General features: G+C 51.8%; 24 protein-coding genes. 13 read left to right on the plus strand and 11 right to left on the minus strand.

The annotated features are described in order from the left end of the window. Nucleotides 1-82 precede the first annotated feature (82 nt). Complete coding sequence (locus tag A3L14_RS07655) at nucleotides 83-502, minus strand: PPC domain-containing DNA-binding protein (protein ID WP_055429463.1); 420 nt, start codon at nucleotides 500-502, stop codon at nucleotides 83-85. Nucleotides 503-559: 57 nt separating this feature from the next. Between A3L14_RS07655 and A3L14_RS07660 the strand changes: the two genes are divergently transcribed. Further along, entirely contained in the window at nucleotides 560-1129 is a 570-nt protein-coding gene (locus A3L14_RS07660) for a hypothetical protein (RefSeq protein WP_055429464.1), read from the plus strand. 15 nt (nucleotides 1130-1144) lie between these two features. Here the strand turns inward: A3L14_RS07660 and A3L14_RS07665 are convergent, their stop codons facing one another. After that, nucleotides 1145-1603, minus strand: a complete 459-nt coding sequence (locus A3L14_RS07665; RefSeq protein ID WP_055429465.1) for a 6-pyruvoyl trahydropterin synthase family protein — start codon at nucleotides 1601-1603, stop codon at nucleotides 1145-1147. A gap of 383 nt (nucleotides 1604-1986) precedes the next feature. Here A3L14_RS07665 and A3L14_RS07670 point away from each other — a divergent pair, with 383 nt between their 5' ends. Next, nucleotides 1987-2343, plus strand: a complete 357-nt coding sequence (locus tag A3L14_RS07670; RefSeq protein ID WP_055429466.1) for a DUF134 domain-containing protein — start codon at nucleotides 1987-1989, stop codon at nucleotides 2341-2343. A gap of 1415 nt (nucleotides 2344-3758) precedes the next feature. On the opposite strand, the gene purB is transcribed toward A3L14_RS07670, so the two are convergent. After that, on the minus strand, nucleotides 3759-5114 hold the full coding sequence (gene purB / locus A3L14_RS07680; RefSeq protein ID WP_055429467.1) for an adenylosuccinate lyase: 1356 nt from the start codon (nucleotides 5112-5114) through the stop codon (nucleotides 3759-3761). A gap of 192 nt (nucleotides 5115-5306) precedes the next feature. Here purB and albA point away from each other — a divergent pair, with 192 nt between their 5' ends. The 3 genes from albA to A3L14_RS07695 all read left to right on the plus strand — a co-directional run bounded on the left by albA (nucleotide 5307) and on the right by A3L14_RS07695 (nucleotide 6927). Then, a complete protein-coding gene (albA, locus tag A3L14_RS07685; protein WP_055429468.1) occupies nucleotides 5307-5582 on the plus strand; it encodes a DNA-binding protein Alba in 276 nt (91 codons plus the stop codon). A 111-nt stretch (nucleotides 5583-5693) separates the two neighbouring features. Beyond that, nucleotides 5694-6344, plus strand: a complete 651-nt coding sequence (locus A3L14_RS07690; RefSeq protein ID WP_055429469.1) for an ArsR/SmtB family transcription factor — start codon at nucleotides 5694-5696, stop codon at nucleotides 6342-6344. Nucleotides 6345-6393: 49 nt separating this feature from the next. Further along, nucleotides 6394-6927, plus strand: a complete 534-nt coding sequence (locus A3L14_RS07695; protein WP_055429470.1) for a CBS domain-containing protein — start codon at nucleotides 6394-6396, stop codon at nucleotides 6925-6927. On the opposite strand, the gene A3L14_RS07700 is transcribed toward A3L14_RS07695, so the two are convergent. Continuing rightward, on the minus strand, nucleotides 6917-7459 hold the full coding sequence (locus A3L14_RS07700) for an NTPase (protein ID WP_055429471.1): 543 nt from the start codon (nucleotides 7457-7459) through the stop codon (nucleotides 6917-6919). The genes A3L14_RS07695 and A3L14_RS07700 overlap by 11 nt on opposite strands. 55 nt (nucleotides 7460-7514) lie before the next feature. Between A3L14_RS07700 and mtnA the strand changes: the two genes are divergently transcribed. Then, complete coding sequence (gene mtnA, locus A3L14_RS07705) at nucleotides 7515-8588, plus strand: S-methyl-5-thioribose-1-phosphate isomerase (RefSeq protein ID WP_055429472.1); 1074 nt, start codon at nucleotides 7515-7517, stop codon at nucleotides 8586-8588. Here mtnA and A3L14_RS07710 read toward each other — a convergent pair. From A3L14_RS07710 to A3L14_RS07715, 3 genes are read right to left on the minus strand one after another with little or no spacing between them, the layout of a single operon-like run. Continuing rightward, nucleotides 8572-8988 carry a type II toxin-antitoxin system VapC family toxin gene (locus tag A3L14_RS07710; RefSeq protein WP_055429473.1) on the minus strand — a complete coding sequence of 139 codons (417 nt, stop codon included), beginning with the start codon at nucleotides 8986-8988 and terminating at the stop codon, nucleotides 8572-8574. The genes mtnA and A3L14_RS07710 overlap by 17 nt on opposite strands. After that, nucleotides 8979-9143, minus strand: a complete 165-nt coding sequence (locus tag A3L14_RS11715) for a hypothetical protein (protein ID WP_157628438.1) — start codon at nucleotides 9141-9143, stop codon at nucleotides 8979-8981. The genes A3L14_RS07710 and A3L14_RS11715 overlap by 10 nt, the downstream gene beginning before the upstream one ends. A gap of 25 nt (nucleotides 9144-9168) precedes the next feature. Then, nucleotides 9169-9459, minus strand: coding sequence for a hypothetical protein (locus A3L14_RS07715; RefSeq protein ID WP_232473301.1), 291 nt, complete (start codon nucleotides 9457-9459; stop codon nucleotides 9169-9171). A 115-nt stretch (nucleotides 9460-9574) separates the two neighbouring features. Here A3L14_RS07715 and A3L14_RS07720 point away from each other — a divergent pair, with 115 nt between their 5' ends. Further along, nucleotides 9575-10711, plus strand: a complete 1137-nt coding sequence (locus tag A3L14_RS07720) for an iron-containing alcohol dehydrogenase (protein WP_055429475.1) — start codon at nucleotides 9575-9577, stop codon at nucleotides 10709-10711. A gap of 9 nt (nucleotides 10712-10720) precedes the next feature. Here the strand turns inward: A3L14_RS07720 and A3L14_RS07725 are convergent, their stop codons facing one another. Continuing rightward, entirely contained in the window at nucleotides 10721-12214 is a 1494-nt protein-coding gene (locus tag A3L14_RS07725) for an MFS transporter (protein WP_198300087.1), read from the minus strand. A gap of 93 nt (nucleotides 12215-12307) precedes the next feature. Here A3L14_RS07725 and A3L14_RS07730 point away from each other — a divergent pair, with 93 nt between their 5' ends. Beyond that, on the plus strand, nucleotides 12308-12505 hold the full coding sequence (locus A3L14_RS07730; protein WP_055429476.1) for an antitoxin family protein: 198 nt from the start codon (nucleotides 12308-12310) through the stop codon (nucleotides 12503-12505). Between the two features lie 149 nt (nucleotides 12506-12654). Here the strand turns inward: A3L14_RS07730 and A3L14_RS07735 are convergent, their stop codons facing one another. After that, entirely contained in the window at nucleotides 12655-13152 is a 498-nt protein-coding gene (locus A3L14_RS07735; RefSeq protein WP_055429477.1) for a putative toxin-antitoxin system toxin component, PIN family, read from the minus strand. Next, on the minus strand, nucleotides 13107-13409 hold the full coding sequence (locus tag A3L14_RS07740) for a hypothetical protein (RefSeq protein ID WP_055429478.1): 303 nt from the start codon (nucleotides 13407-13409) through the stop codon (nucleotides 13107-13109). Before A3L14_RS07740 ends, A3L14_RS07735 begins: the two co-directional genes overlap by 46 nt. A 215-nt stretch (nucleotides 13410-13624) precedes the next feature. Between A3L14_RS07740 and A3L14_RS07745 the strand changes: the two genes are divergently transcribed. Together A3L14_RS07745 and A3L14_RS07750 are read left to right on the plus strand one after the other, a co-directional pair. After that, the gene (locus A3L14_RS07745; RefSeq protein ID WP_055429479.1) at nucleotides 13625-16396 is read left to right on the plus strand and encodes a DEAD/DEAH box helicase; all 2772 of its coding nucleotides are present in this window, start codon (nucleotides 13625-13627) and stop codon (nucleotides 16394-16396) included. Between the two features lie 79 nt (nucleotides 16397-16475). Further along, the gene (locus A3L14_RS07750) at nucleotides 16476-17825 is read left to right on the plus strand and encodes an ATP-binding protein (RefSeq protein WP_055429480.1); all 1350 of its coding nucleotides are present in this window, start codon (nucleotides 16476-16478) and stop codon (nucleotides 17823-17825) included. 181 nt (nucleotides 17826-18006) lie between these two features. Here the strand turns inward: A3L14_RS07750 and A3L14_RS07755 are convergent, their stop codons facing one another. Continuing rightward, the gene (locus tag A3L14_RS07755; RefSeq protein WP_055429481.1) at nucleotides 18007-19062 is read right to left on the minus strand and encodes a M20/M25/M40 family metallo-hydrolase; all 1056 of its coding nucleotides are present in this window, start codon (nucleotides 19060-19062) and stop codon (nucleotides 18007-18009) included. Between the two features lie 117 nt (nucleotides 19063-19179). Here A3L14_RS07755 and A3L14_RS11720 point away from each other — a divergent pair, with 117 nt between their 5' ends. The 3 genes from A3L14_RS11720 to A3L14_RS07760 are packed head-to-tail and all read left to right on the plus strand — an operon-like array spanning nucleotide 19180 to nucleotide 24720. Then, entirely contained in the window at nucleotides 19180-19338 is a 159-nt protein-coding gene (locus tag A3L14_RS11720; protein WP_157628439.1) for a hypothetical protein, read from the plus strand. A 3-nt stretch (nucleotides 19339-19341) separates the two neighbouring features. Then, nucleotides 19342-19494, plus strand: a complete 153-nt coding sequence (locus A3L14_RS11840; RefSeq protein WP_162840162.1) for a hypothetical protein — start codon at nucleotides 19342-19344, stop codon at nucleotides 19492-19494. Nucleotides 19495-19545: 51 nt separating this feature from the next. Then, on the plus strand, nucleotides 19546-24720 hold the full coding sequence (locus A3L14_RS07760) for a NosD domain-containing protein (RefSeq protein ID WP_055429482.1): 5175 nt from the start codon (nucleotides 19546-19548) through the stop codon (nucleotides 24718-24720). Nucleotides 24721-24747 lie beyond the last annotated feature (27 nt).

Below are 24747 nucleotides of genomic sequence, written 5' to 3' on the forward strand. Positions count from 1 at the left end.
TCTTCTCTATGAAGTTACCGATAAGTCCCGGTAGGCGTTACTTTTTTCTCTTGAAAGTCTCGCCCTTTAGGGCGGGAGGAGGTCAGACTTCCACGTCCCACAGTGCCAGCCCGTTCTCCTGCGGTTTTCTCTCAAGGAGTTCTCCGAGGAGCTCCTGTATAAAGACCTCAGCCACAAAGACCTCACCTTCAATGAGGTGGCCCCCGTAAAGCATGCCGTCGGAGTCCCCAAGGGCAACATGGATATGTGCGAACGGCTCGCCGTCCTTTACGCTTATGTTGCCCAAAAGGGAGACCAGCTCATAGGTTCCTCTGAGCGCAATGATTTTGTACTCCCCTGCTTCTTCATCAAAGTAGCCTATCTTTGGATTCCTCAGGGTACCAATGGCACTAACCGTCCCGATGAGGATGTTGTTTTTCTTTGCAAACCGGTTAATAAATTCAAGGAACTCTTCCCCCTCTGGAATCCGGAAGAGGAAATTCCGCCCCCTTGAAAACCTCACGGCACTCACCTCAAAGCTAATAAGCGCACCTCGATTTAACCGTTTGGGTGGAAGGCGATGGATATTAAGAAAACCGTAATGGCAGTACTCCCGGAAATCCCCGAGCTTGAGGAAGTTGACTTCTCAAAGTACTCCACCCCCTACTGGAGCGTTCTTGCGGAGTTTGAGAGAAGTGGCAGGAGGGGGCTCGTTGAGTTCCAGAGGTTCGTTGAGGAGAACGGTGAGGGAACGCTCGTCGGCAGGCTCTTAATCTCGATCCTCCAGTACCTGCTCATCAGATACCGCCGCTATGGCGAGTACTCCACCGTGAAGCCTGCCGTCAAGATATTCATTACACTCAAGGGCTGGCTCAACGAGAACGGCTATGAAGGAGACTGGCTCAAAATACTCCACAGCTTCATAGGATACCTGGTGGACATGATGCCCGCCATAGCGGAGCATGAAGAGTGTGATGTTGCCAACGCGTACCTGACCCTGATCCACAGCCTGACCATTGAAGCGGAGGATACGTTCACGGAGGAATACTACGCAGAGCTCGAAGAAAAAGCCTCCTCAAATCTCAGAAACCTGCGGGAAAAGTGCGGTATTGACGGAGAAACAGCAAAAGAAAACGGAAAGGGCTGTTAGATAAGCCAACAAAACTCATCTCTCAAGGGTTACCTCTGCGTAGCTCCTTGGATCCTCCCAGATTTTTACACGGATTTTCTTTACGTTGTCCCCTGCCTTCTCCGCTATTCTCTCCGCGAACCACTCGGCTATGTACTCCGCCGTAACGTTGGGCTTGTCCAAGATTACTGATTCGTCCTCGGGAAGTTCGAGCCTCTTTCCGTTCTTCTCGATGATGAGCTTGCCGTTCCCCCTCTCAACGACCCAGTTCTCGCTCACCAGAATCCTATGGTCGAGGAGCTTTATGAGCCTGCTGAGGTGGTTGAAGTCAAAGATCATGCCGTTCTCATTAACGTCGCCCCATATCTCGACGTCAACGTTGTACGTGTGGCCGTGAATCCTGAGGCATTTGCTCTCATAGGGGAGTGCAAGAAAGTGCGAGCTGTCAAAGTCCTTGTGCCAGCCTATCTTCCTCTCGGAAAGTCTAAACGCCATTTTTCCCACCAGGTTAACTTGGGAGTGGGGGATTATAACAGTTACTGCCTAATCAGCCTTCAAAACCTTCGAACCTATCAAATATTTTCCCGTTTAATAAGGGCCTCGAAGAGGCCACCATAAGGCGACCCGATGAGATGAGGGGTTTCACGTTACCCTCTGGCATTAGAGGGTTGACGCCGGTAGGCGTCCTTTCAAGGACTGCTCAACGAGCAGTCCAAAACTCTGAAGGGTGGCTTTTGAGTAATAACCCCAATCCGCTCTGCGGTAGGGGTAACGGGCCCGAGACCGGGCCTGTGGGCCGAGCCGAAACTCGCGAGGGGAGGAGGCCAGTGGAGGCGGAAAGCCTATAAAGTGGAGCGTCGTTAGGATATCCGATAACTATGCCGATGGGAATGGGGCCGGGCAGGGGCCGCGGAAGGGGCAGAAGAAGGAAGATGAGGATGATCGGATTCGTGCCAGAGGTTAGACATTTCTATCCCGCGCTGCCGCCCGTTGGACAACCCAAACCGCCGATTTTCATGACCTACGAGGAGTTCGAAGCGCTCAGACTGGTAGACCATGAAGGCCTAACGCAGGAAGAGGCAGGGAAGAGGATGGGCGTCTCCAGGGGTACGGTGTGGAGGGCGCTGAGCTCAGCTAGAAAAAAGGTTGCTCAGATGCTGGTTGAGGGAAGGGAGCTTATCATCCTGCCGCAGGGCAACGAGGTTCCCAAAGGGATGACTGAAGAAAAGCCGTGAGAAGGCCTACTGGCCGGATTAAACTCTTTTACTGGATTTCCTGGCGATTAGAGTCCCCTCAATGCCTTATTGTTTTTAGGCTTTCCTAATTTCCGTGTCAGATTTTATCTCTCAAATTTTTGGGTGAATTATAACCATGTGAAAAAGTAATTTATATGAGAACTTACAGAATTGAAATAATAACGCTTATAAAAAGTTAGAATAAAAGTATTTTGATTAATTGTATATTTTCGAAATATAATGGAAAAATAAAAATACTATTTAAAACATTAAAAAATCTGAAAAATCTACTACTGTAAAAAATAAATTCTGGTAAAAGAGTATACATCCAGACATCAAGCCAATGGATTAAACCCCAGTTTGGGGAACATCACTGAAAGCCAGGATAGTCACTATAAGTCCAGACAACACAAACCAAAATTTGGTTACGAATAAAGGTGGTTCCTCTGAGCGGGCGTGAGAGCGCTACAGACACTATGAATGGCCCAAGGAAGCCCAGAAACAGAGGGGCACGGGCACGAGTCTGCCACGGTTACCTGTCTTGAATTGCCCTATAACAGAGCTGATCCGCAAGAGTTTATGCCCCACTATACAAAGGGCCCTAACAACTGCAGGGATCTTTTACTCACTTAAATGTCTGTTGCCTTACTTTTGACAATCATAGTCCTGTGGGATTCCCCTTAAAATGACCAATCCTGTACTTCAGAATTGGATATAATGTACCTTATATCCAAAATTAAAGTACAATCATGTTCATAGAAAGGACAACGGATGCACACGTTCCACCAGTTCCCAGCGCTTGGAGTCTACCCCTCCGCACATCCCTAAATCGACACTAACCAGCGGATGAAGGTTTCCACTATAGTGGGGCAACTCAGGGAACTATAAAGTTCCGCCGTTATTGACCCCTCCTGCTGCTTTATGGAGATTCCTTGATGAAACCAGTAAGCCCGTGCCAGGATTTCGGCACCATATATACCATCTTTAATTGTAACCGAATTTTGTTCCATGAAAGCCCGATCTCAGAATAAACTTTTAGCACTCTGGGATTAATTAACAACGTCCCCCTTAAGGGTTCATGGGAAAGAATGTACTGCAGTATAGGTAGAGTCGTACCCTTCATCGAGAAGCGCCATCCCCTTAGCATAGACACTCCTGTACACCTATTCTCATTTGTACTACCCCGGATGGTCAAAAATCACCGAAATTTAATTTTCTAAATTGTAAGTTATAACCGATAAATAATGATAATAAAAGACAAACATTTAAGATACCAAAAATAAAACGATAAAAATGAGACATAATTATAATTAAATTAAAAAGTAAAAATTTAGCAAAAAATTTGAGAGTCATTTGGCATCATCAGGCCAAAAATTCAAAAAGAGTATTGTGGCGTTAAATCAAATAAAAAGGGATTAAAGCCCTTCTTTTCGCTCTTTCTCCTTTATATAGGCAATTACGTTATCGACTATCTGCGGTGCCATGCCTATGTAGTTCTCCGGCTTCAGGCTCTCAAAGTCTTCCTCGCTGAGGAACTTTCTGACCTCCTCATTCTCCTTCGCGATCTCCATAAGGTCCCTCTTCTCGTAGAACGCCCCCATCGCCAGTCTTCTCACCAATTCATGCGCCTCCTGTCTTCCCATGCCTCTCTCAGTAAGCTTGAGCATGAGTGGCTCGGCCATTATGAGGTTGTGAGTCATGTGGAGGTTCCTCTTAATGTTCTCCGGGAAGAACTCCAGCCCGGAGAGGACCTTCTTCATGCTCTTGAGCATCTCGTCAAGCAGGACAAAGCTCTCAGGAAGGATAACGCGCTCGACAGAGGAGTTCGTCAGATCCCTCTCGTGCCAGAGGGGATTGTTGAGCAGTGCAGGAATGACGTTGGAGTAGAGAACCCTCGCCAGGCCGCTCACCTTTTCGCTCAGTATGGGGTTCCTCTTGTGGGGCATTGTTGAAGAGCCCACTTGCCTCTTCCCAAAGGGCTCGCTGATTTCAAGTATCTCCGTCCTCTGAAGGTTCCTTATCTCCAGGGCAATCTTGTCAAGGGTCGAGGCGATGAGAGCCAAAACCATCATAAGCTCCGCATAGACATCGCGCTGGATTATCTGGCTGCTTATTCTGGCAGGCCTGAGACCGAGATCCTCCATCACAAGGCGCTGAATTTCAAGGCCCTTATCTCCAAAGCTCGCCATCGTCCCGACGGCGCCGCTCATCTGACCGACCAAAATTCTTTTCTCCAGCTCTTCTATCCTGTCTATATGCCTCTGTATCTCATCGAGCCATAGCGCAAACTTCATGCCGTAGGTCGTTGGAACCGCGTGCTGACCGTGGGTCCTTCCTATGCAGACGGTGTACTTGTGCTCTCCGGCAAGGTTCTTGAGGATCGAGCGTATCTCCCTGAGGTCGTTCTTCACAATCTCCAAGCTCTCCTTTATGAGGAGGGCATTGGCAGTGTCTATTATATCATTGGAAGTAGCGCCGAGGTGAACGTATTTTCCATGATCGCCGCAGACCTCGCTAAGGGCCTTAACGACGGCCATTATGTCGTGGTGTATCTCGGCCTCAATTTCTTTAACCCTCTCAAGCCTTACCCACTTTGTGTTGGCCCTCTCCGAGATAACCCGTGCACTCTCCTCGGGTATATTCCCGAGCTTCGCATGAGCCCTCGCCAACGCTGCCTCAACGTCGAGGAGCTTCTGGAGCTTGTTCTCCTCGTCCCAAATTCTTCTCATCTCCTCGCTACCGTATCTGTAATCAATGGGATGAACGGCCATTTTATCACCAGATATATGGCAATTTAAAGCCATTAAAACCTTTCGCTTAACATGAATTTGCAGGAGCATGGATGAACACTTGATTAATTCATTAAAGCCACAGGATTGTCCAATAAAGCAGGGAAAATACCGAAAAGTATTTAACCAAAATCCCACGACAGGTTAACGACAAAATTCCCGGAGGTGCCAAAGATGGCAGAGGAGCATGTCGTCTACATCGGAAAGAAGCCGGTTATGAACTACGTCCTCGCCGTGATAACCCAGTTCAACGAGGGCGCTAAGGAGGTCAGCGTCAAGGCTCGCGGTAGGGCCATCAGCAGGGCCGTTGACGTCGCCGAGATCGTCAGGAATAGGTTCCTCCCAGAGGTCAGAGTCAAGGAGATCAGGATCGGTACCGAGGAGCTCCCGACTGCCGACGGCAGGACCGCCAACACCTCGACCATCGAGATTATCCTTGAGAAGCCGTGAATTTAGGTTCCCTTTCCTTTTACTCTCACGCTATTCTGGTAACTTCAAGCTCGCTTGAAGCTGTGAAAAGCTTTAATATGTCCCCGCCGTATTCTTCCCGGGTGGCGCCGCTTGGACTATGAAACCATAGACATCCACGATGAAAGGGCGAAAGAACTCGCACAGATACTGATAAACGAAAAAGCGATAGCCATCCTTCATCTTCTAGAGGATCGGGCCCTTTCGATGAGTGAGATATCCCGCGAACTGGAACTTCCAATTTCAACTGTGTCATATCATGTAGACAAGATGCTTAAAGTCGGCCTCATCGAAGTTGCGGGGAAGAAGTACGGGAAGAGACTGCAGGAGGTCAAGCTTTACAGGGCATCCAACAGGCCGATTCTTCTCGTCCCGAGAAAAAGCGTCGCCAAGGTAAAGAAGAAGGCGATTCTCGGTTTTGAGAGGCTCCATGTCATCAGCCTTTCGATAGCCGGCCTCATTTCCGCTGGAGTGTACGCTATTTCAAAGGACCTGCTGGCCCCTATGGTGAGATCGGGAGCCAACACCACATACGAGGCTGGCAACATGACGGTAATGTCAACGCCCGAAAAGTCGATAGTTCCGATGGCAGTTAACACGAGCACATCTGCAATCCCCCAGGCAACGACGTCACCAATCCATGCAGTGGAGAGTGCAGGTTCAAACGTCCCAATAATTCTCGCCGTTGCGGCGTTCGTCTTAACGTTTCTCCTTGCCTCACACTTCCTGAGGCGCCGTCTTTGAAGAAAGCTTTTTAAGTTTCTCTCCTAACCCCCGTTGGCGAGGTGATAAAATGGCACCTAGGATAGCCGTGGGACAAGTGGTTAAGAGGAAGGCAGTCATCGTCAAGCCGGACGACACCGTCCACAGAGTCGCCAGAATCCTCTCAAAGAACAAGGTAGGGAGTGCCGTTGTGGTTAAGGGCGACGAGATCGTTGGAATAATAACCGACCGCGACATACTCGACAAGGTCGTCGCAAAGGGACGCGATCCGAAGACCGTCAAGGTCGAGGAGGTCATGACCAAGAAGCCAATAACAATCGAGGACGACTACGACATAAGCGATGCCATTGACAGGATGATGGAGAAGGGCATCAGGAGGCTTCTTGTTACCAGGCTCGGAAGGCCGATAGGCTTTGTTACCGCCGCTGATCTCCTCGCTGCGCTCAACACTTACAGCAGCGAAGAAGAGACCGAAATGGAGGAAGAGACCGAGGTCTACGGAATCTGCGAGCTCTGCGGACAGTACGGCCCGCTCTACAAGGTCTACATAGAGGGCGGCGAGAAGTGGATATGTGAGAGCTGTAAGGACAGCCTCAACCTCTGACTCCCTTCAGTTCTTTCATAACTTCATCGAGCACCTCAGCGAAGGCCCTGTTTCTGTTCTCGACGCTCAGTGTATGAAGTTTCCCAAGGGGGCGGAACTTGTCGGCCATTTTTCTGTGGACGACGGCCAAGAGGGGCTTTTCCGACTTCAGAACCTCGCCAACAACGCAGATGAACTCATCGCTCTTGTACTCCATCGGGCCGATCTCATCGATGACTATCAGATCCGCCTCAACGAGCGCCCTTCTTATCGCCGAAACGCCGACGCGGTTTATCTCATCGATGTGGACAACGTACTTCCCGAAGGGAACCCCTGGCAGACGCGAAGCTCCACGGAGGCTCGCGAGGGTTCCCTCTTCACCCGTGTCGAGTGCGGTGATCTTGAATCCCACGCGCCTTCCTCCCCTCCGCACTTCTTTCGTGATCATTCCACCGACGAGGTAGCCCCAGCGGTCGGCTTCCCTCGCAACCCTCTCCACCAGCGTTGTCTTCCCGACTCCCGCCGAACCGGTCACGAATATCCTCAGCGTCATTTCAACCACCGAAGGAGATTTAAGCTCCTCCCTTAAACCCTTTGGGGTGGTGGCTGTGGAGGTAAGATACAGGCCAGAGGAGCTGACGAGACTTCCGAGAAGCGTGAGGTATGAGAAAGGAAAGGTCATCATGATCGACCAGACCCTTTTGCCGGGGGAGTTCAAAACGATAGAGCTGACGACCGTTGACCAAGTCGCGGAAGCGATAGTCACGATGAAGGTCCGCGGTGCGCCGGCGATAGGCGCGGCTGCCGCTTTCGGCCTGGCTCTCTACGCGGACACAACGAAGGCCAAAACCAAGGACGAGTTCATGGACGGCTTTTATCGTGCCTACGAGGGGCTCAAGAACACGAGGCCGACGGCTGTAAACCTCTTCTGGGCCCTCAACAGGATTAAAAAGCTCGTGGAGGAGAACCTTGAAAGCCCGCTCGGTGAGATTAAGAGGATTATTGTCGCCGAGGCTCAGAAAATAGCGGACGAGGATGTTGAAGCAAACCTCAGGATGGGACACTACGGAGCCGAGGCCCTGCCGGAGGGAAACGTTCTCACCCACTGCAACGCCGGAAGCCTCGCAACTGTCCAGCTCGGAACGGTTGGAGCCGTTCTGAGGGTAATGCACAAGGACGGAACGCTGAAGCTCCTCTGGGTGGACGAGACGAGGCCCGTCCTTCAGGGCGCGAGGCTTTCCGCGTGGGAGTATCACTACGACGGCATTCCGCTAAAGCTGATAACCGACAACATGGCCGGTTTTGTGATGCAGCAGGAGAAGGTTGACGCGATAATAGTCGGTGCCGACAGGATTGTAGCGAACGGCGACTTCGCCAACAAGATTGGCACTTACACACTAGCAGTTCTCGCGAAGGAGCACGGGATACCGTTCTTCACGGTCGCACCGCTGTCAACGATTGACATGAGCCTCAAGAGCGGGAAAGAGATACCCATAGAGGAGAGGAAGCCGGAGGAAGTTCTCACCTGCGGTGGCTGTAAGATTGCCCCAGATGTGGACGTATACAACCCTGCCTTCGACGTCACGCCCCACAAGTATCTCACTGGAATAATCACGGATCAGGGCGTTGTCTACCCGCCCTTCGAGAGGAATTTGAAGAGGCTTTTCAAGGAAGAACCGTGAAGCCTTCCTTTTCCGCGGCGTTTTTCAATCTTTCATCAAAGGTGGCAAAGATCGAGGCCTCATCTTTAATCCTTAGGGCAGATGCAAGTTGCAGGGAATCCAGGGTTTTAAGTCCATGTTTGAGAACAAGGGAGATCGCAAGGCTTATGGTCTCGCTTGAGATTGTAACGACCACATAGTCTTCAAGGTCTGAGTAAAACCTTTCAAGAACCCAATCAAGCTTGCGTTTTGTGAGTTCCCCACTAAGAAATCGCCTGTTTAGTGCCGATGTCATTTCAAGTATGGCCAGCTCTGAAATAGCAACGATGTAATTTCTCATAAGCTCATTAACAATTGAACTTCCGCGTTCGATATGGTAACGTTTCACAAGCGCGCTGGTATCAAAAAACGCTACCTCCACTCCTCATCCCTCTCTCTGAGAATCTCACCGCTAAGTTCGCCCTTGACGGATTTCAAAATCTCCCTAACTTCATCGATTGGAGGAGCTTTTTTCAAGAACCTTTTCAGGTGGGGGTAGGTTATCATGAGCTGAACGCGCCTCGCTGAGAGGGGCATGGCATCACCGGTTAAAGTTTAGCCATCAACCAATAAAACGTTTTCCCCAGAGCACCCCTCTAAGCTGTTCCAAGGGAGACCTCTTTTCCTCAACGACCTCCTCAACAAAAACGCCCTTTATCTCCCCGATTTCTTCCTCTATGGCCGGCAGGAGGAGGCCGAGAAGTTCCAATGGCTCAAGGCAGTTGCAGTCGGTGGAATACTCAAAGGGTTCTTCGGAAAGCTCGACCCGGAGCGACACTCCGCCGCCAGTTTTCAGCACCTCAAAGGGAAACGTGCCGTTTTCTGCAATTATCTTACCTTTAACACGCATCATCCCCTAAATTGAGCCCCAGGATTAAAGGGTTTCTTAATCGGAAGGTTTTAAACCGGTGGTTAAACCCTCCGAGAACGTTAAAAGCTCTCCATCCAACTTAATCCCGGTGGTGGGGATGTTCTGGCTGAAAACCCGGATAATTGAGGGAGAGGGAAGTTTGAGCCGTCTCTCCAGGGAAGTCAAAGGCCACGAGCGCGTTCTTATCCTTGCCAGCGGTTCGATGAAGAGGCACGGCTTCCTGAGCGAGGCCGAGGACTACGTGAAGGAGGCCGGTGCGGAGGTCTTCTCGATAGCCGGTCTTCCGGCGGAGCCGAGCGTCGAGGTCATAGAGGAGTTCCTGCCCAAGGTGCGGGAGTTCGGGCCGGATCTTCTCGTGGCTATGGGTGGGGGGAGCGTGATAGACACCACCAAGGCCCTTAAAGTCTTCTATGACGCGCCAGAGCTGAACTTTGGGGAGATTGCCTTCATAGACAGGTTTTCGAAGCCAAAGCCTGTCCCCAGGCTCAAAACACTCCTCATAGCGATACCCTCGACGAGCGGAGCCGGTAGTGAGGTTTCGGGGGCGAGCGTGCTGAAGAAGGGCGGCGTCAAATACAACATAGTCACCCCCGAGATAGCACCCGACGTTGCCATACTCGATCCCAGGTTGCCGAGGACGATGCCCCCTGAAGTCGCGAGGAATTCCGGCCTTGACGTCCTCGTCCACGGGATAGAGGCCTACACGACGAAAGTTGCCAGCCCCTTCAGCGACGCCATGGCGATCAAGGCGATAAAGACCGTTTACAGGTGGTTGCCCTTGTCAGTTAAGGGCGACGAAGAGGCCAGGGCGAGGGTCCACTACGCGGCGACGATGGCGGGGATAGCTTTCCTCAACGCGCGCCTCGGCCTGTGCCATGCTATGAGCCACAAGGCGGCGTGGATTGGCCCTCACGGCCTACTCAACGCGGTATTCCTCCCCTACGTGATGGAGTTTAACGCAAGCAAAAGCGACTACGCGAGGAGACGCTACGCTGAGATAGCGAGGGAGCTCGGCTTCCAGACAGCTAAAGACCTCATTGAGGTTGTCAAGGAGCTCAACGAGATGCTTGGCGTTCCAAAACTGGGCGAGCTGGTTGACGAGGAGACGTTCGCCTCGAAGGTCGAGGAGATGGCCGAGAAGACCTACCACGACGGGCTTATAGCCTTCAACCCGGTCGAGCCGAAGCCAGAGGAGATAAAGGAGCTTTACCTCAAGGCATACAGGGGAGAATGAAAAGAGAAATCAGCCGACGGTTATTTCCTTTTCTCCACCGTTTTCAACCTCGCGAATCTTTCCGCCCTTCATGACCTCCACTATGGCAAGGCTCAGCAGGGCGAGGAAGAGGTATATTCCAGCGGAAGTGCCGAAGAGCACCTCGTAGGCTTTCGTCGTTGGCACCTTTATCTGCACCCAGCTCGGAGCACCCGGCGGGTGGAAGAGGATGTAGTAGGTGCTCATAACCGTTCCGGCTATGGCTGGTCCCCACGTCGAGCCAAAGTTTCTGAACAGGCTGTTGGCACCGGTCGCCACACCCATGACCCTCGGCGGGACGCTGAAGACGAGCACGTTGATGAGGGAGATGTTCATCAGAGTTATTCCAGCGCCAACGTAGGTTATCAGTCCAACGAAGGCCCAGAGGTGGTTCGGCGGAAGGTTCGGGGCGTACTTCGCGAGTATTCCAAGTCCAGAACTTGCTATCAATGCGCCAGTTATTGCGAGGGGCTTTGCCCCAACTTTCGGCATTATCCTGCCTGCGAGGGGAGCTACGATCAGCATCGCGAGGGCCATTGGGGTCATGAGCAGGCCACTCTCAAGGATGCTCTTGCCGAAGCCGTATGGGGGCATCATCTGGAAGATGTAAGTGTTGGCCTGGCTCATCATCGAGATTCCAAAGGCCGCGAACATTATCCCAAGGTTCACTATGGCCGGGTTTCTGGAGGATATTATGTCAAGCGGAATCAGCGGGTTTTTCGCGCGCTTCTCCCAGAGGACAAGCAGAAAGGCACCGACTACCGAGACCGCAAAGAGGGCGAGCGTTTCCCTCGCGGTCCAGCCGACGTTCGGGGCACGGGTTACCGCAACCAGAGCAGGCACGACGGCCCAGACCAGAAAGATTACCCCTGGCCAGTCGATCTTCCCTGGATTCACGTAACGGCTCTCGCGGAGGATTTTCCATGCGAGGATGAACATCAGAACCGCAAAAGGTGCCGCCGAGTGGTAAGTCCACCTCCACCCCCAGTTCTGGGTGACGTAAGCACCCAAGGGAAGCGCAATGACCATCCCAACTCCAAACATGGCGCTTATCATTCCCTGAACCTGAGGCACCATCTCCGGAGGAAACTCCTCACGGACGAGGGAAAAGGCGAGGGGAAATATCGCCATGCCGAAGCCCTGTATAGCCCTCGTGAAGAGGAGCCACCCGAAACTCGGTGCAAAGCCGTTGAGGATAACGCCGAGGGTGTAGAAGCCGAGGGCAACCAAGAACATCCTCTTTTTGCCGTACATGTCGCCGAGCTTTCCAAACAAAGCCACGCTCACCGTTCCGACGAGGAGGTAGATGGTCAGAATCCAGCTGACGTCGTTGGGGTTTACGGCAAATTCTTTCTGGATAGTTGGAAGTGCAGGGGTAAGCATCGCCTCGGTGTACATGACGAGCAGTGGGAGGATGACGACGACGAGCATCGCTTTTTTTGCATAGCTTAGGTCGTAGGCTTCGCCGTTCCTCTCGATTATCACCGTTCATCACCGATGTATCGGACGATATATCGCTTATAAAGTTAGCGGTAGGGGTTATAAACTCGTGGAACAAACCAAAAGATGGGTGAGTGCATGTCTGAGGTAATACCGGGAATATACCGAAAGGGGGAACTCATCTTAATTGATGGAAAGGAACTCCACGAGGGAGATACCATTACTGTCAGGATACTCACCCGGAAGGAACTGGTTGAAAGGCTGGCCGGAATCCTCGGCGAGGGAAGGGCGAGCGAGGTGGAAGAGTACCTGGAGGAACTCAACGAGAGGTTTTAGGCCATTAATGAACGCTTTGGAGATGTTTTTGTGCTCGTGCTCACCTCAATCGGGAGGTTCCCTCACGAAAGCCTCATCCTTTAGGGATGGGTTGACCAGATATTAGGGAATATTGGAACGAAGAGTTAAGGATTTTGGCGCTTTAGGTTTTATTCTTTATTGTGCATCATGAGAAACTCTTTGGGATTGAGGATGTAGAATTCGTGGCTATTCAACTTGAATTTTTTGTTCTTGTCCCTCATTTTCAGCAGGTGTTTTCGATCGTACGTTATCAGAAACTCAGCCTTTGAGTTGTACACCACGTCGAGGAACGGAACATCCCTCGGGTCATGAACCGTCTCAAGAAGAGCCTTCGAGTTTTGGAAGGAGCGCTTTACGGTAACTCTTGTGGACATGGCCAGAACGGCATCAATTCTTGTCCTTGAGATTGCAGGAGGAATTCGCTTGGCAACTTTTGGGTACGTCGCGACCCTATAGTACTCGCTTTTAGTTGAACCGGAATAATAGTGCCGGACTTTTCCCTCTGCAAGAAGTCTCACCACGTCGAAAGCATGGCCTTTCGGAGAAAGGAGTGCAGCTATTAGAACTGAAGTGTCAATGACTATTCGAGGCCGAGTTCCTTCAGCTTTTTCTCTATTCGCTGCCATTTCTTTATCTCCTCCCTGGCCTTGTAGTAAAGCCTGACTGCGCCCTCTTCATTCATTGCAGGTTCCTCATTGCCCCATTCCTCAATGATTTTTTTGGCCTTTTCCTTCGTCACTTTCATTCGGGTCTTTTTGAGCTTCTCAAGGTTGGCCTTCCACTCGTAGTACTCAAGGAGCTCCTTTGGGGAGACCCCAACGGCCTTGGCGACTTCCTCTATGAGGAGCCTTACACCTTCTGAATTCCTCACACTGACGGCCATTCATCACACCTTAAAGGGGTTGAAGAAAAGGAATGTTATTAACTTTTCTTTAGCGGTACACTATCATCGGCTCAGTGTAGCACACACTGACCATTGATACTTTGCACACATTTTGAGTTCTTCGGTTCCCGGAAAACATAGTCAATGAAATGAAAACCCGGCTTAACGTTTTGGGACACAGTAAAGTTCAAGAGGTGAAGATTCTCCCTTAAACCATGCACCCCCTCCTCAGAAAGGCCATCAGGGAACGCTTCGGGAAGCTAAACCGCCTCCAGCAGGATTCCTTCAGGGAGGTTAGCTCCGGGAAGAGCGTTCTGATCATCGCCCCCACCGGTTCCGGCAAAACCGAAGCGGCCGTTCTGCCCGTCTTCAGTGAAATCCTTGAAGAGGGGCTTAAACCGATTTCAGCCCTCTACATAGCCCCACTCAAGGCCCTCAACAGGGACCTGCTTGAGAGGCTCGAATGGTGGGGAAAGAAGCTGGGAATAACGGTTGAGGTGAGGCACGGCGATACATCAGCCTACAGGAAGGCAAAGCAGACAAAGAACCCTCCGGGGATGCTCATCATAACCCCGGAAACGCTGGGCGTTATTCTGACGGTTAAGTCGCTCAGGAAACATCTTGAGAACGTCAAGTTCGTGATTGTTGACGAGATAGCCGAGCTGGTCGATAACAAGCGCGGTGCCCAGCTCCTCCTCGGCCTTGAGCGGTTGGCCGAGATAGCGGACTTCAGGAGGATAGGCATGACGGCAACGGTGGGCAACGAAGAGGAAGTTAGGGAGTGGCTGAAAGCCGATATCATAGTGAAACCTTCCTGGAAGAAACACTACCGCTTCCACGTGCTGTATCCATCCCCTACGGAAGAGGACGAAAAGCTCGGCCGGGAGCTGAGCCTTTCACCCGAGATAGCATCTCGCTTGCGGCTCCTCTGGGAGATAGTTGAGGGGCACGGAAAGGCCCTCATATTCACCAACACGCGCCAGTTCGCGGAGATCTTAACCCACCGGCTGAAAGCATGGGGGAAGCCGGTTGAAGTCCACCACGGCTCACTTTCGAGGGAAGCCAGAATTAAGGCGGAGAAAGCTTTGAAAGAGGGCAGAATCAAAGCCTTAATCTGCACCTCCTCGATGGAGCTTGGCATAGACATAGGCGACGTTGACGTTGTAATCCAGTACATGAGTCCAAGGCAGGTGAACAGGCTCGTCCAGCGCGTCGGTCGGGCCAAGCACCGCATAGGTGAAGTCAGCGAGGGCTACGTCATAACCTCCAACGTTGAGGACTACATCCAGAGCCTCGTCATAGCGAAGCACGCCCTTGAGGGTCGCTTTGAGGCCGTCGAGCCGATTGGAGGTCTGGACGTCCTGGCGCACTTCGTCGTCGGCCTGCTCATCGAGTACAAGAAACTCCCGCGCGAGAGGCCCTACGAGATAGCAAAGAGGGCCTACGTTTACCGGGATTTGAGCTGGAGCGATTACCTCGACGTTCTCCGCGTTTTGGAGGATGCCCGGCTGATAGGCTACGACGAGGAGAAAAACCTTCTCTACCTGAGGAGGGGGGCCTTCCAGTACTACTACGAGAACCTTTCGACGATACCGGACGAGGTCTCGTGGAGGGTCTTCGATGCTGGAAGCGGGCACGTCATAGGTCGCTTAGACGAGAGCTTTATCATGGATCTGGAGGAGGGCATGGACTTCGTGATGTCCGGCAAAAGCTGGATAGTGCTCAAAATAGACGACGAGGCAAGGCTTTTGAAGGTCAAGGAGAGTAAAAGCCTTGAGAGCGCGATACCGAGCTGGGAGGGCGAGATGATCCCCGTTCCCTTCAGCGTTGCCCTCGATGTCGGCCGGCTGAAGAGGGAGCTGGCTTTCGACTTCGAGAAGGGGCTCAAGCTTCTGGAGGGGGTCGATTTCAGCGAGGAGGAGCTGAGGAGGGCCTTTGGGGAAATCAGGGACGAGCCATTCTCAACCGACCGCGACATCGTCGTCGAGAGCACGCCCAAGGCGCTCGTCATCCACGCCGATTTCGGGAACAGGGCCAACGAGGCTCTGGGGAGATTAGTTCACTCGCTCCTGATCCTGCGCTACGGGAGAGTCTTCTCCGTCCGCTCACAGGCCCACGCGGTAGTCTTCAAGACTCCCTTCCAGCTGAACCCGGAGGAGGTGAAGGGCTACCTCTATCAGGAGCCCGAAACTCTGGAGTTCATAGTGGCGAGAGCCCTCAGGGACTCACACGCCTACCGGTGGCGCATGCTGAACGTGGCGAAGCGCTTCGGCGCTTTGAGAAGGGACGCGAAGATAAGGAGAATCGAGAGGCTCTTCGAGGGGACGGTTATTGAGAGAGAAACCCTCAACGAGCTCTACCACGACAAGGTAGATGTGAAGAAGGGGAAGCTGGTTCTTGAGATGCTCAAGAGGGGCACGATGAGGGTGAAGACCGAGCTCAGGAGGGAGCCTTCGACTCCGGCTAAGCTCAACATGACGGTCGGCGGCGAGTTCCTGCTCTCCGGCGTCCTGGAGAGGGACGAGATACTTGAACTGTTCAGGGAGAGATTGCTCGACCACGAGGTCGTTTTAGTTTGCACCAACTGCGGCTGGCACTCGAAGACGAAGGTTGTAAGACTACAAAACATAAAGCTGAGGCAGTGCCCTCGCTGCGGCTCAAAGATGCTCGCCGTTGCCCACCCGATCGACGCGGAAGAGTTTCTTCCCGTTCTGGAGAAAGTTCGCCACGGGAGGCCGCTGGAGCGGAAAGAGGAGAGAACCTACAGGAAGCTGTTGAAAGCCGCTGATCTGGTGGATTCCTATGGCTTTGAGGCTGTTTTAGCGTTAGCCAGCTACGGGACGGGGCCCGACACAGCAGCGAGGCTTCTGGCACAGTACAGAGGAGAGGCTTTACTTGTCGCTCTCATGGAGCGGGAGCGGCAGTTCATAAGGACGAGGCGCTTCTGGGTGGATAAGAGGGAGGAGAAGAACGAAGAGGGCCAATGATGGTTCAAGGCAGTGACTCCATAAAGACCATGTTCTCGTGAGGAAATCCTTAAATAGTTGCAACACGATTAGTCTAATCATGATGCAACAATTTGTGGACAGGGAGTACGAGATCAAAGCCTTAAGGAGGGCGTTTGAAAGCGAGAGGGCCGAGCTGATAGTGGTTTACGGCAGGAGGAGGGTCGGAAAGACAGCCCTCATTCTGAAGTCCGTCGAGGGGTTCAGGCACCTTTACTTCCTCGCGGACGAGAGAAGCGAGGGGGAGAACCTCGCGGAGTTCCGGAAAAAGGTTGCTGAGCTTCTAGGGGACGATGTAATAGCCCGTTCCGACCTTGACTGGGTCGAGTTGTTCCGCCTCCTTGGGGAGCGAGGAAAAGGAGTCGTCGTAATAGACGAACTCCCCTATCTCGTTGAGGGGAATCCCGCGTTCCCCTCGCTTCTCCAGAAGGCGTGGGATTTGCACCTCCAGAACTCAAGGGTTAAGCTCGTGCTCGTGGGTTCCTCAATTGGCATAATGGAGAGGCTCCTCGGCCACAAGAGCCCCCTCTACGGGAGAAGAACCATGCAGCTCGACGTTAAGCCGCTGAGGTACTGGCACGTTGGGGAGTTCCTTCAGGGCTATTCTCCGGAGGACTGGCTGAGGGTCTACGGCGTAACCGACGGGATCCCTGCCTACCTGAGGCAGTTTGATGAAAGATTGTCATTCTGGGAGAACGTCGAGAGGCTGTTCCTTCAGAAGGAAAGCCCCCTCTACACCGAGGCGGAGTTCCTCCTCAGGCAGGAGTTCAGAGAGCCCGCACGGTACTTCTCGATACTCAAGGCCATAGCCTTCGGGAAGACAAGCTTCGGCGAGATAGTGAACTTCACGGGCTTCGACAGGGGAACTGTTTCGCGCTACCTCGACAACCTTGCAAGGATAAGGGCAATAACCAAAGTTCACCCGGCCTTCGAGCCCGAAAAGAGGAGGAACGCCCGCTACGAGTTCGCTGACAACTACTTCCGCTTCTGGTTCCGTTTCGTCTATCCGAACAGGGAGAGGATTGAACGGGAGCTCTATGGCGAGGTTATTGAGGACGTTAAAGTAAACTTCGACCACTACATGGGACGGGTCTTTGAAACAGCCGCTGCCGATTTCCTCTGGAGAAAGTTCGCCTTCGAGAGAGGCGGGAGGTGGTGGAGCAGGGGCGAGGAGATAGACTTCGTGGGGCTGAAGAAGGGCAAAGCGTACTTCTTCGAGGTCAAGTGGAGTAAACTGACCTACCATGGAGCCCGCGAAGTCCTCAGAAGTCTTGAAAGAAAGGCGAGATACGTCAGAACAGGGACGAAGGAGATGCTGTTCGGCCTCATTGCAAGGGGTGTTGAGGGAAGGAAAAAGCTTGAAGAGAGAGGTTTCCTCGTCTTTGAGCTCGATGACCTGTTTGCCCTATAGCCCCCCCAGCCTTTCTGGTTCGTTCCTCTTTAGTTTTCCAATCTGGTAAAAAAGGAACAGTAATTGAGAAGGCACGGGTGTGATATGCACGCAATAACGTTTCAATGAAAATTTAGCCCCCCACCAGTAACTGGCGGGGTCTTCCTTAAAAAACATTGGCTCAAAAAGGGAAAAGCAAAGCTCACTCGCCCTTCCCGTAAATCTCGTTCAGCGCCTTCAGAAACTCGCTGGCGGTAACGACGTCCCTCACGTCGATGTGCTCGTTCTTCGTGTGAGATATGTCGAGGTTGCCCGGCCCGAAGACTATGGTTCTCGTCCCGTTGTACATGAAGTTTATCGCGTCCGTCCAGCTCCTCATTCCGCCGAACTCGTCTATGTCGGTAACTTCCATCGCCTTTTTGGCGAGCTGAACTATCTCTTCGTCCGGCTCAAGCTCGTAGCCGTCCCATATCTCAGTGTACTCGTATTTGAGAGTATACTCGTCGAATATCGGGTCGAGCAGGTCGAGTATGTCCTCGACTTCCTGGTCTGGTAAAAGCCTCGCCTCAAGCCGGCCCTTGCAGAGAGCGGGGATTAGATAGACCGGGTTCTCGCAGACGAGCTCCTGGATTCCGATGTGAGGATCGAAGTACTTGCCCTTCCTCTTGAAGGGTTCGAGGTTCTTCATCTCCTCCAGCATCTTATACGTTTCCTCTATAGCATTAAGGCCGCTCTCCGGACAGGCGCCATGAGCTTCTTTGCCGTCCACCTCAAAGTAGGCCTCGATGTTGCCGGCGTGGGCTATATGAACCTCTAAATCCGTCGGCTCAAGGACAACGGCCATCTTCGGCTTGTACCGCTCCATGAAGAGTGCAGAACCCCTTCCTCCGTGCTCCTCGTCGCTGACGAAAACTATGCCGACGTTGAGTTCCTTACCTTCCCTGCGCAGGTTCTCAAGCATAAGGAGTATAGCAGCGGCGCCGCCTTTGATGTCGCTCGCACCGGTTCCGTAGACGATGTTGCCCCTCACGAAGGGCTGGGCTCTAATCGGTATGGTATCAACGTGAACCTCGTAGAAGAGCTCGGCCTCAGGGTTGACGACCAGGTCTATTATCTCACCGTCGCTCTCGATGTGGACGTCGTAGTTCAGCCTGTGGAGAAACTCCATAATGTGGAGCATTATCCTGTCTTCCTGTCCAGAGGGAGAGGGTATCTTCAAGAGCTGAAGGAGTATCTCCTTGGCTCTCTCGGTCTTCATTTGGGTCACCTAATACCAGTTTTTCAGAGGGCCTTATAAACCCGCCCCAGGGTTTGAAGGTTTTCCTCAAACCCAGGGGCTAAGTATTTCGGGGCCTATTCTCAAACGGGTGGTTCCATGAACATCCTCATTACGGTTTCGGACGCGTCTCCCCCTGTCGTGTTGATGGGGACAATGCAGATGTCCGAAAAACGCCCTAAAACCCGCCTACCAAACTCCTTAAAGACGGTTTTGATGGGACTCGTGCTCCTCAACGTCCCCCTGAAGAGGGGTTGAAAAATGCTCAGGGAGATCAAGAAGGAGCTCGTGGAGTACATAAGCAGGAACACGGGTATCGATAAGGAAACGGTAGTTAGAGTCCTCCGAGCGGAGGAGGCTTTCTTTGTTCTCCAGCTTGAGAAGGCCCTTGGGGAGAACGGGAGGAATGAGTAATGTTCCCTTTCGTTATTTCAATCCATTCCCGTTCCTAACGGGGGGAGGAGTATGAGAAGGCTGGGAGCTTTCGTCATTGGAATGCTCCTTGTATTTAGCATTATGGGAACGTTTTACCCTGTGAAGGGAGAACAACAGTGCACGCCCGATAACCCGTGCTACATAACCCAGTGCACCATGATAACCCAGAGTGGCTACTACAAACTCGCAAACGACATAGTCGTGAACGATGTCAGCCAGCTGATACCAGTCCATTTTGACAACGAGGGAAACAACGCGGGTTTATCCTGCATAGCCATCTACTCAAAAGGCGTAATAATAGACGGAAACGGGAGAGCGATAATTCTAAAAATCCCCATGGAAGAAAGACCTCCCCTGGCCCTCTCGGCGGTCTATGTTGAAAGCGTCGAGACGTTTGCAATGGAAGAGGAGATAAGAAACCTCGTGATAGACGGCTGGGACGTAGGGGTGGACACGGGGGTAAGTGGACTCCGCTATACCGTTGAGGACATAATGAACCCAAGCCTGGAGGTGATTTACTCCAACCACTACGTTACGTTCAGCGTACTCCCCGGGAAGAAGACGAACTTCCTCCTGTACAACAACACCATAAGAAACACGATAGTTGGCATCGCAATAACCGGGCCGGTTGTATCGGACCCAGGGATATTGGAAGGGGACGTCTTCGGGTATTTAGGGGATGTCCTGCCGACGTTCTCAGGTCTCGTGGAGAACACCTTCGAGGACAACGTTATAAGTGTACATATCTATGGTGTAACAGCGGGAGGCAATGTTACAGTCCCGTTTCTCATAGCTAATAACACGGTGAGAAGGTCATACCTAGGCATCTATATATTAACTTCTGTTCCGGCAGTTAGGGAAGTGGGTTATTTCGATAAGCTTCCAATAGCCACGGGATCAACGCTCGTAAACAACGAAATAGTGAACAACACGCAGGGAGTGACTATAGTAGCATCAAAGAGGGTCGGGTTCATAAACAACTCGGTGAGGAACAACAGGTTTGGAGTAGTTGTCCTCGGAGAGAAGAACATATCTAGGATTATCCTCGAAGCCAGGGAACATGAGGGGATACTCGGGTGTGACATGGACTGTCTCTCTGATTACTGGATCGGCATCACCTCGAACGTAACAATTTCAGGAAACGAGATAACCAACAACACGTGGGGAATAGCAATATCAACGGCGGAGAACCTGACCATCTCGGGCAACTTAATAGCGGACAACAGGGATACCTATGAGGAAGTGTCCTACACCCTGCCAAACGGAAAGGAAGTAGAAGCCTATGCAATTCCCAGCTTCCCCCTCTACGGCATAGGGCTTTACCTTCACAACGTCTCCAACTCATTGATAGAGAACAACGAGCTCTTTGGAAACGGTATCGGACCACTCACTCTGGAGTATTTCCCCTTCTGCGACTCCTGCAGGTATATAGCTGACATGGCCAGAAACCACGCCCCCCTCGGCTATATCGGGGCTTTAATAGACATCGAAGGTGAGAACAACACTATCAAGGGAAACTACATCCACGATAACGCTGGAATTGGTATCTACCTCCGCTCCAGGGATGAGCTAGAGAAAAACGTTCTCGTTAACGATTACATCTCCACGATTGGCACTGACGGCTACTTTACGGATTTTGAGGTAAAGGAAACGACCGTGAACGGAAGGCCTGTGCTGATGGTGAAGAATGCGAAAAACGTCCTCATAAACAATGCAGGCCAGGTGTTTGTGGTTAACTCAAGCAACGTTAGGATTGAGGGGCTGGAGTTTCAAAGTTACAAGGCAACGCCTGTTATTGTGTCAGGTTCCTCGGACGTTGAGATAATGGGAATAAATGCTAAAGAGCTTGAGGGCATAGCAGGCATCTACGTCCAGGATTCAAGTGGAGTCAGGATAGTGGAGAGCAGCTTCGAGAGAAACTATTACGCCTCTATTGGGGTTAAGGGTTCGAAGGATGTCCTAATTGAGGGCAACAGGTTCTCTGAAAACTTCGGGATTCCGGTGCTTGCCAGTGGGGTTGAGGGACTTGATATTGGAAACAACGAAATGTCATCTTCAGGTGGAGGAATTGTTGCCCTCAACATCGAAAACGGCAGAATAGCAGACAATAGGGTTCATGACGCGGTAATGAGAAAAAGGCTCCTCGGATGGAGCGGCAAATACTATTACGACCCCGTCTTCGGTTACTACTTCTATGCAGTGCCAGTCTTTGAGCGTCCTTACCCCTGGCTCCCCGGGATAAACGTAGGATACTCGCCGATTGCTACGATAGTGGTCAACGGCACCGGACTGGAGATAACGAGCAACGAGATTCTCGAAAACGAGCTTGCGGGAATACACGTCTGGAACAGTAAAAATGTAAAAATTACCAGCAACAGGATTGAAAACAACTCCCGTGGGGGACTTATCCTTGGACTCCCTGTCAGAACGGGAAATAGCATTAGGGTTGAGGAAGTTATAGTCAGGGGCAACACCTTCGTCAACAACGGTCTTTCCATCACTGGGGATTACGGTTCAACCTTCATCGACAGACTTCTCATACCAGAGGTGCCGCTGGTGAGGAACATAAGGGTCGAGGACAACACCGTTAACGGCAGGCCCTTGGTTTACCTCGAAAACGAAGAGGGAGTGGAGATAAGCAACGCGGGTCAGGTAATAGCCGTTAACAGCACGTTCACCGTTAAAGGCCTTGACGTTGCCTTCACAGACCTGCCACTTTTGGCCATAGATTCAAGGGTCACCATCGAGGACTCAAGCTTTCAAGGACGCTGGGGAGTGGCAATCCTGAGGTCGAACGCATCAATCAAAAACACCCGCGTGGAGCACGGCGCGGAGTGGGTGTATTATTCCTACCAGGATCCCGTCTCAGAAAAAATCGTCAACGAGAGCACACCGCTATTGTCGTTTGGCTTCCATCTGGTGTACTCGAACGCGACTTTACTCGACGTCGATGTTGTCTCAAAGGTGGAGAGCAACTCCTCCATGACGGGTATAGACGTCTACGCAGAACCCACAAGGCTCTATTCGCCCGTCTCGGTGAAGATTTCGGGGGCAAAGGTGGAGAACGAGCTCACGGGAATTGACGTAACCGCTCAGGACGTTGAAATAATGTATTCGGAGATTGAGAATTCCCACACAGCCATAAACGTCAAAGCCTACGGTAAAGCCACAATAAAGGGCAACTGGATAAGCAATGCCACCTGGGGACTGTGCATCTCGCCGAGCAGACACGGGCAGGTCATCATAGCGGAGAACATTATCCACAACGTTGAAGAGGCCGGGATAAACATTGGGGGCAAAGATGACCTCAGCAGCTTCAATGTAACGGGCAACGAGGTTAGAAATTCGAAGTACGGTCTCCTAGTGACGGTTCCCTACCAGGGCATGGGGAACGGAGTTATCTCGAACAACCTCTTTGCGGAGAACTACTACGGGCTGATTCTGGGAGCAATGACTATGGAGAACGTAGAGGTTCACACCAACTGGCTGGTTAACAACACCTATGGCCTGACAATAAACGCTGAGAAATCTGAAGAAGTGACGGTTTATAACAACTACTTTGACAACTACCGGGACATTTACATATCCCACACTCTGGGTGGGGTTTCATTCAATACAACGGTAAGGCCGGGAAGAAACATCGTCGGAGGACCTTTGATAGGGGGCAACTACTGGGAGAGGTACGATGGAACCGATGAGAACTTCGACGGAGTAGGGGACGAGCCGTACCAAATAGCCTATGGCACCTACGACTACCTGCCCCTGATAAAGTTCAAACCGAAGTCCATAGGTGGAGAGTTCCCGATAATCATTAACGAGCCCGGCTATTACAGGCTTGAAACCGACGGGGATAACCTCTCGATGGAATACGCGGTACTCATAAACGCGAGCAACGTCCTCCTCGATGGAGAAAACCACACGCTGAGCGGAAAAGAATTAGCGCTCTACGGGGTGAAGGTGGAGAGCGTAGAAAACGTCACGGTGGTGAACCTCAACCTGAAGGGCTGGCTTTTGGCGGGAATTTACGCGGAAAACACAGTCAATGCCAGGATTTCCGGAAACACCGTAACCGGGAACACCGCCGAGGGGATAGACGTCAGAAACTCAAGGGGAGCTGAGGTTTCATACAACACCATTAAAGACCTCACCGGGGACGGCGTTTACCTGAAGGACACCGTAAACTCCTCGATTTCGCACAACACCCTGGAGAACGCCAAGGGCTCAGGGGTGGAGCTCGACACTGGCTCGGCTGGAAACCTCGTGTGGGAGAACTCAATAAGTTCCGGAGGGGTCGGCTTCTACCTAAGACCTGGAAGCAGAAGCAATGTAATCTTTTCAAACTTGGTTATCAACAACAGCCTTGGAGTCTACGTTAGCAACTCCAAGTTCAACTTGATCTACAACAACTACTTCGACAACGCAAGGAACGTTAAGGTTCTTGGCAACGTTACCAACCACTGGAACGTCACGAAAAGGGAAGGCAAGAACATCCTCGGTGGCAATTTACTCGGCGGAAACTACTGGAGCGAGCTTAAGGACTGCGAGGACAAGAACTTAGACGGCTTCTGCGACGTTCCCTACGTCATAGATGACAACAACGTTGACTATCTGCCCCTAACGGTGTCGTCTGATACGAAGCCGCCGGAAGTTGAGATAATCTCTCCGGAGAACACGACCTACTACCAGAACGTCACAGAAATCAAAGTTAGGGCAAGTGACGATCACGTGGTTGAAAAGGTCATGGCATTGGTTGACGGCTCAACGTGGATCACCCTAGAATTCGATGGCGAGTACTACACGGCAAAAATAACCCTGGGAGAGGGACATCACGCCATAGAAGTTTATGCGTATGATGCCGCTGGAAACGTCAACTCAACTGGGGTTGAGTTCACCGTTGTGGTCAAAACCGCCAGCAGTTGGCAGGGAACGGCTCAGGTGTCGTTCGTAGCTCTAACCTACATATACTACCAGTGGTACCACAGGACGCTTGAGGAATTCAATGTCCTGTACAACAGCTCTGCCCAGAACCTCGACAACGAGACCCTCGCAAGGATAAAAGACCTCCTTGTCCTCGCGAAGAAAGAGTACCGCTGGGTTGAAGAGCACTGTGCAAATCTAACTGCAGCGGACGTTAGGGCCTTCATACACATGCGGAAGGCGTATATATACATCACAAAAGCCATTGAGCTCCTTGGGGCTCCATAAAACCCTGTTTTTTATTTTGTCTCATTG

It is taken from the genome of Thermococcus thioreducens, from assembly GCF_002214545.1.
Taxonomy (GTDB): Archaea; Methanobacteriota_B; Thermococci; order Thermococcales; family Thermococcaceae; genus Thermococcus; species Thermococcus thioreducens.

Excerpts from the sequence above, each read along its gene's own strand:
- A3L14_RS07715 (WP_232473301.1), bottom strand. The coding sequence starts at position 9,459 with ATGATGCGTGTTAAAGGTAAGATAATTGCAGAAAACGGCACGTTTCCC.
- A3L14_RS07665 (WP_055429465.1), bottom strand. The coding sequence starts at position 1,603 with ATGGCGTTTAGACTTTCCGAGAGGAAGATAGGCTGGCACAAGGACTTT.
- A3L14_RS11715 (WP_157628438.1), bottom strand. The coding sequence starts at position 9,143 with ATGCCCCTCTCAGCGAGGCGCGTTCAGCTCATGATAACCTACCCCCAC.
- A3L14_RS07750 (WP_055429480.1), top strand. The coding sequence starts at position 16,476 with ATGATGCAACAATTTGTGGACAGGGAGTACGAGATCAAAGCCTTAAGG.
- A3L14_RS07730 (WP_055429476.1), top strand. The coding sequence starts at position 12,308 with ATGTCTGAGGTAATACCGGGAATATACCGAAAGGGGGAACTCATCTTA.
- A3L14_RS11720 (WP_157628439.1), top strand. The coding sequence starts at position 19,180 with ATGAACATCCTCATTACGGTTTCGGACGCGTCTCCCCCTGTCGTGTTG.
- A3L14_RS07660 (WP_055429464.1), top strand. The coding sequence starts at position 560 with ATGGATATTAAGAAAACCGTAATGGCAGTACTCCCGGAAATCCCCGAG.
- A3L14_RS07735 (WP_055429477.1), bottom strand. The coding sequence starts at position 13,152 with ATGGCAGCGAATAGAGAAAAAGCTGAAGGAACTCGGCCTCGAATAGTC.
- A3L14_RS07720 (WP_055429475.1), top strand. The coding sequence starts at position 9,575 with ATGTTCTGGCTGAAAACCCGGATAATTGAGGGAGAGGGAAGTTTGAGC.
- purB (WP_055429467.1), bottom strand. The coding sequence starts at position 5,114 with ATGGCCGTTCATCCCATTGATTACAGATACGGTAGCGAGGAGATGAGA.
- A3L14_RS07700 (WP_055429471.1), bottom strand. The coding sequence starts at position 7,459 with ATGACGCTGAGGATATTCGTGACCGGTTCGGCGGGAGTCGGGAAGACA.
- A3L14_RS07755 (WP_055429481.1), bottom strand. The coding sequence starts at position 19,062 with ATGAAGACCGAGAGAGCCAAGGAGATACTCCTTCAGCTCTTGAAGATA.
- A3L14_RS07740 (WP_055429478.1), bottom strand. The coding sequence starts at position 13,409 with ATGGCCGTCAGTGTGAGGAATTCAGAAGGTGTAAGGCTCCTCATAGAG.
- A3L14_RS07670 (WP_055429466.1), top strand. The coding sequence starts at position 1,987 with ATGCCGATGGGAATGGGGCCGGGCAGGGGCCGCGGAAGGGGCAGAAGA.
- A3L14_RS07695 (WP_055429470.1), top strand. The coding sequence starts at position 6,394 with ATGGCACCTAGGATAGCCGTGGGACAAGTGGTTAAGAGGAAGGCAGTC.
- A3L14_RS07745 (WP_055429479.1), top strand. The coding sequence starts at position 13,625 with ATGCACCCCCTCCTCAGAAAGGCCATCAGGGAACGCTTCGGGAAGCTA.
- albA (WP_055429468.1), top strand. The coding sequence starts at position 5,307 with ATGGCAGAGGAGCATGTCGTCTACATCGGAAAGAAGCCGGTTATGAAC.
- A3L14_RS07760 (WP_055429482.1), top strand. The coding sequence starts at position 19,546 with ATGAGAAGGCTGGGAGCTTTCGTCATTGGAATGCTCCTTGTATTTAGC.
- A3L14_RS11840 (WP_162840162.1), top strand. The coding sequence starts at position 19,342 with ATGCTCAGGGAGATCAAGAAGGAGCTCGTGGAGTACATAAGCAGGAAC.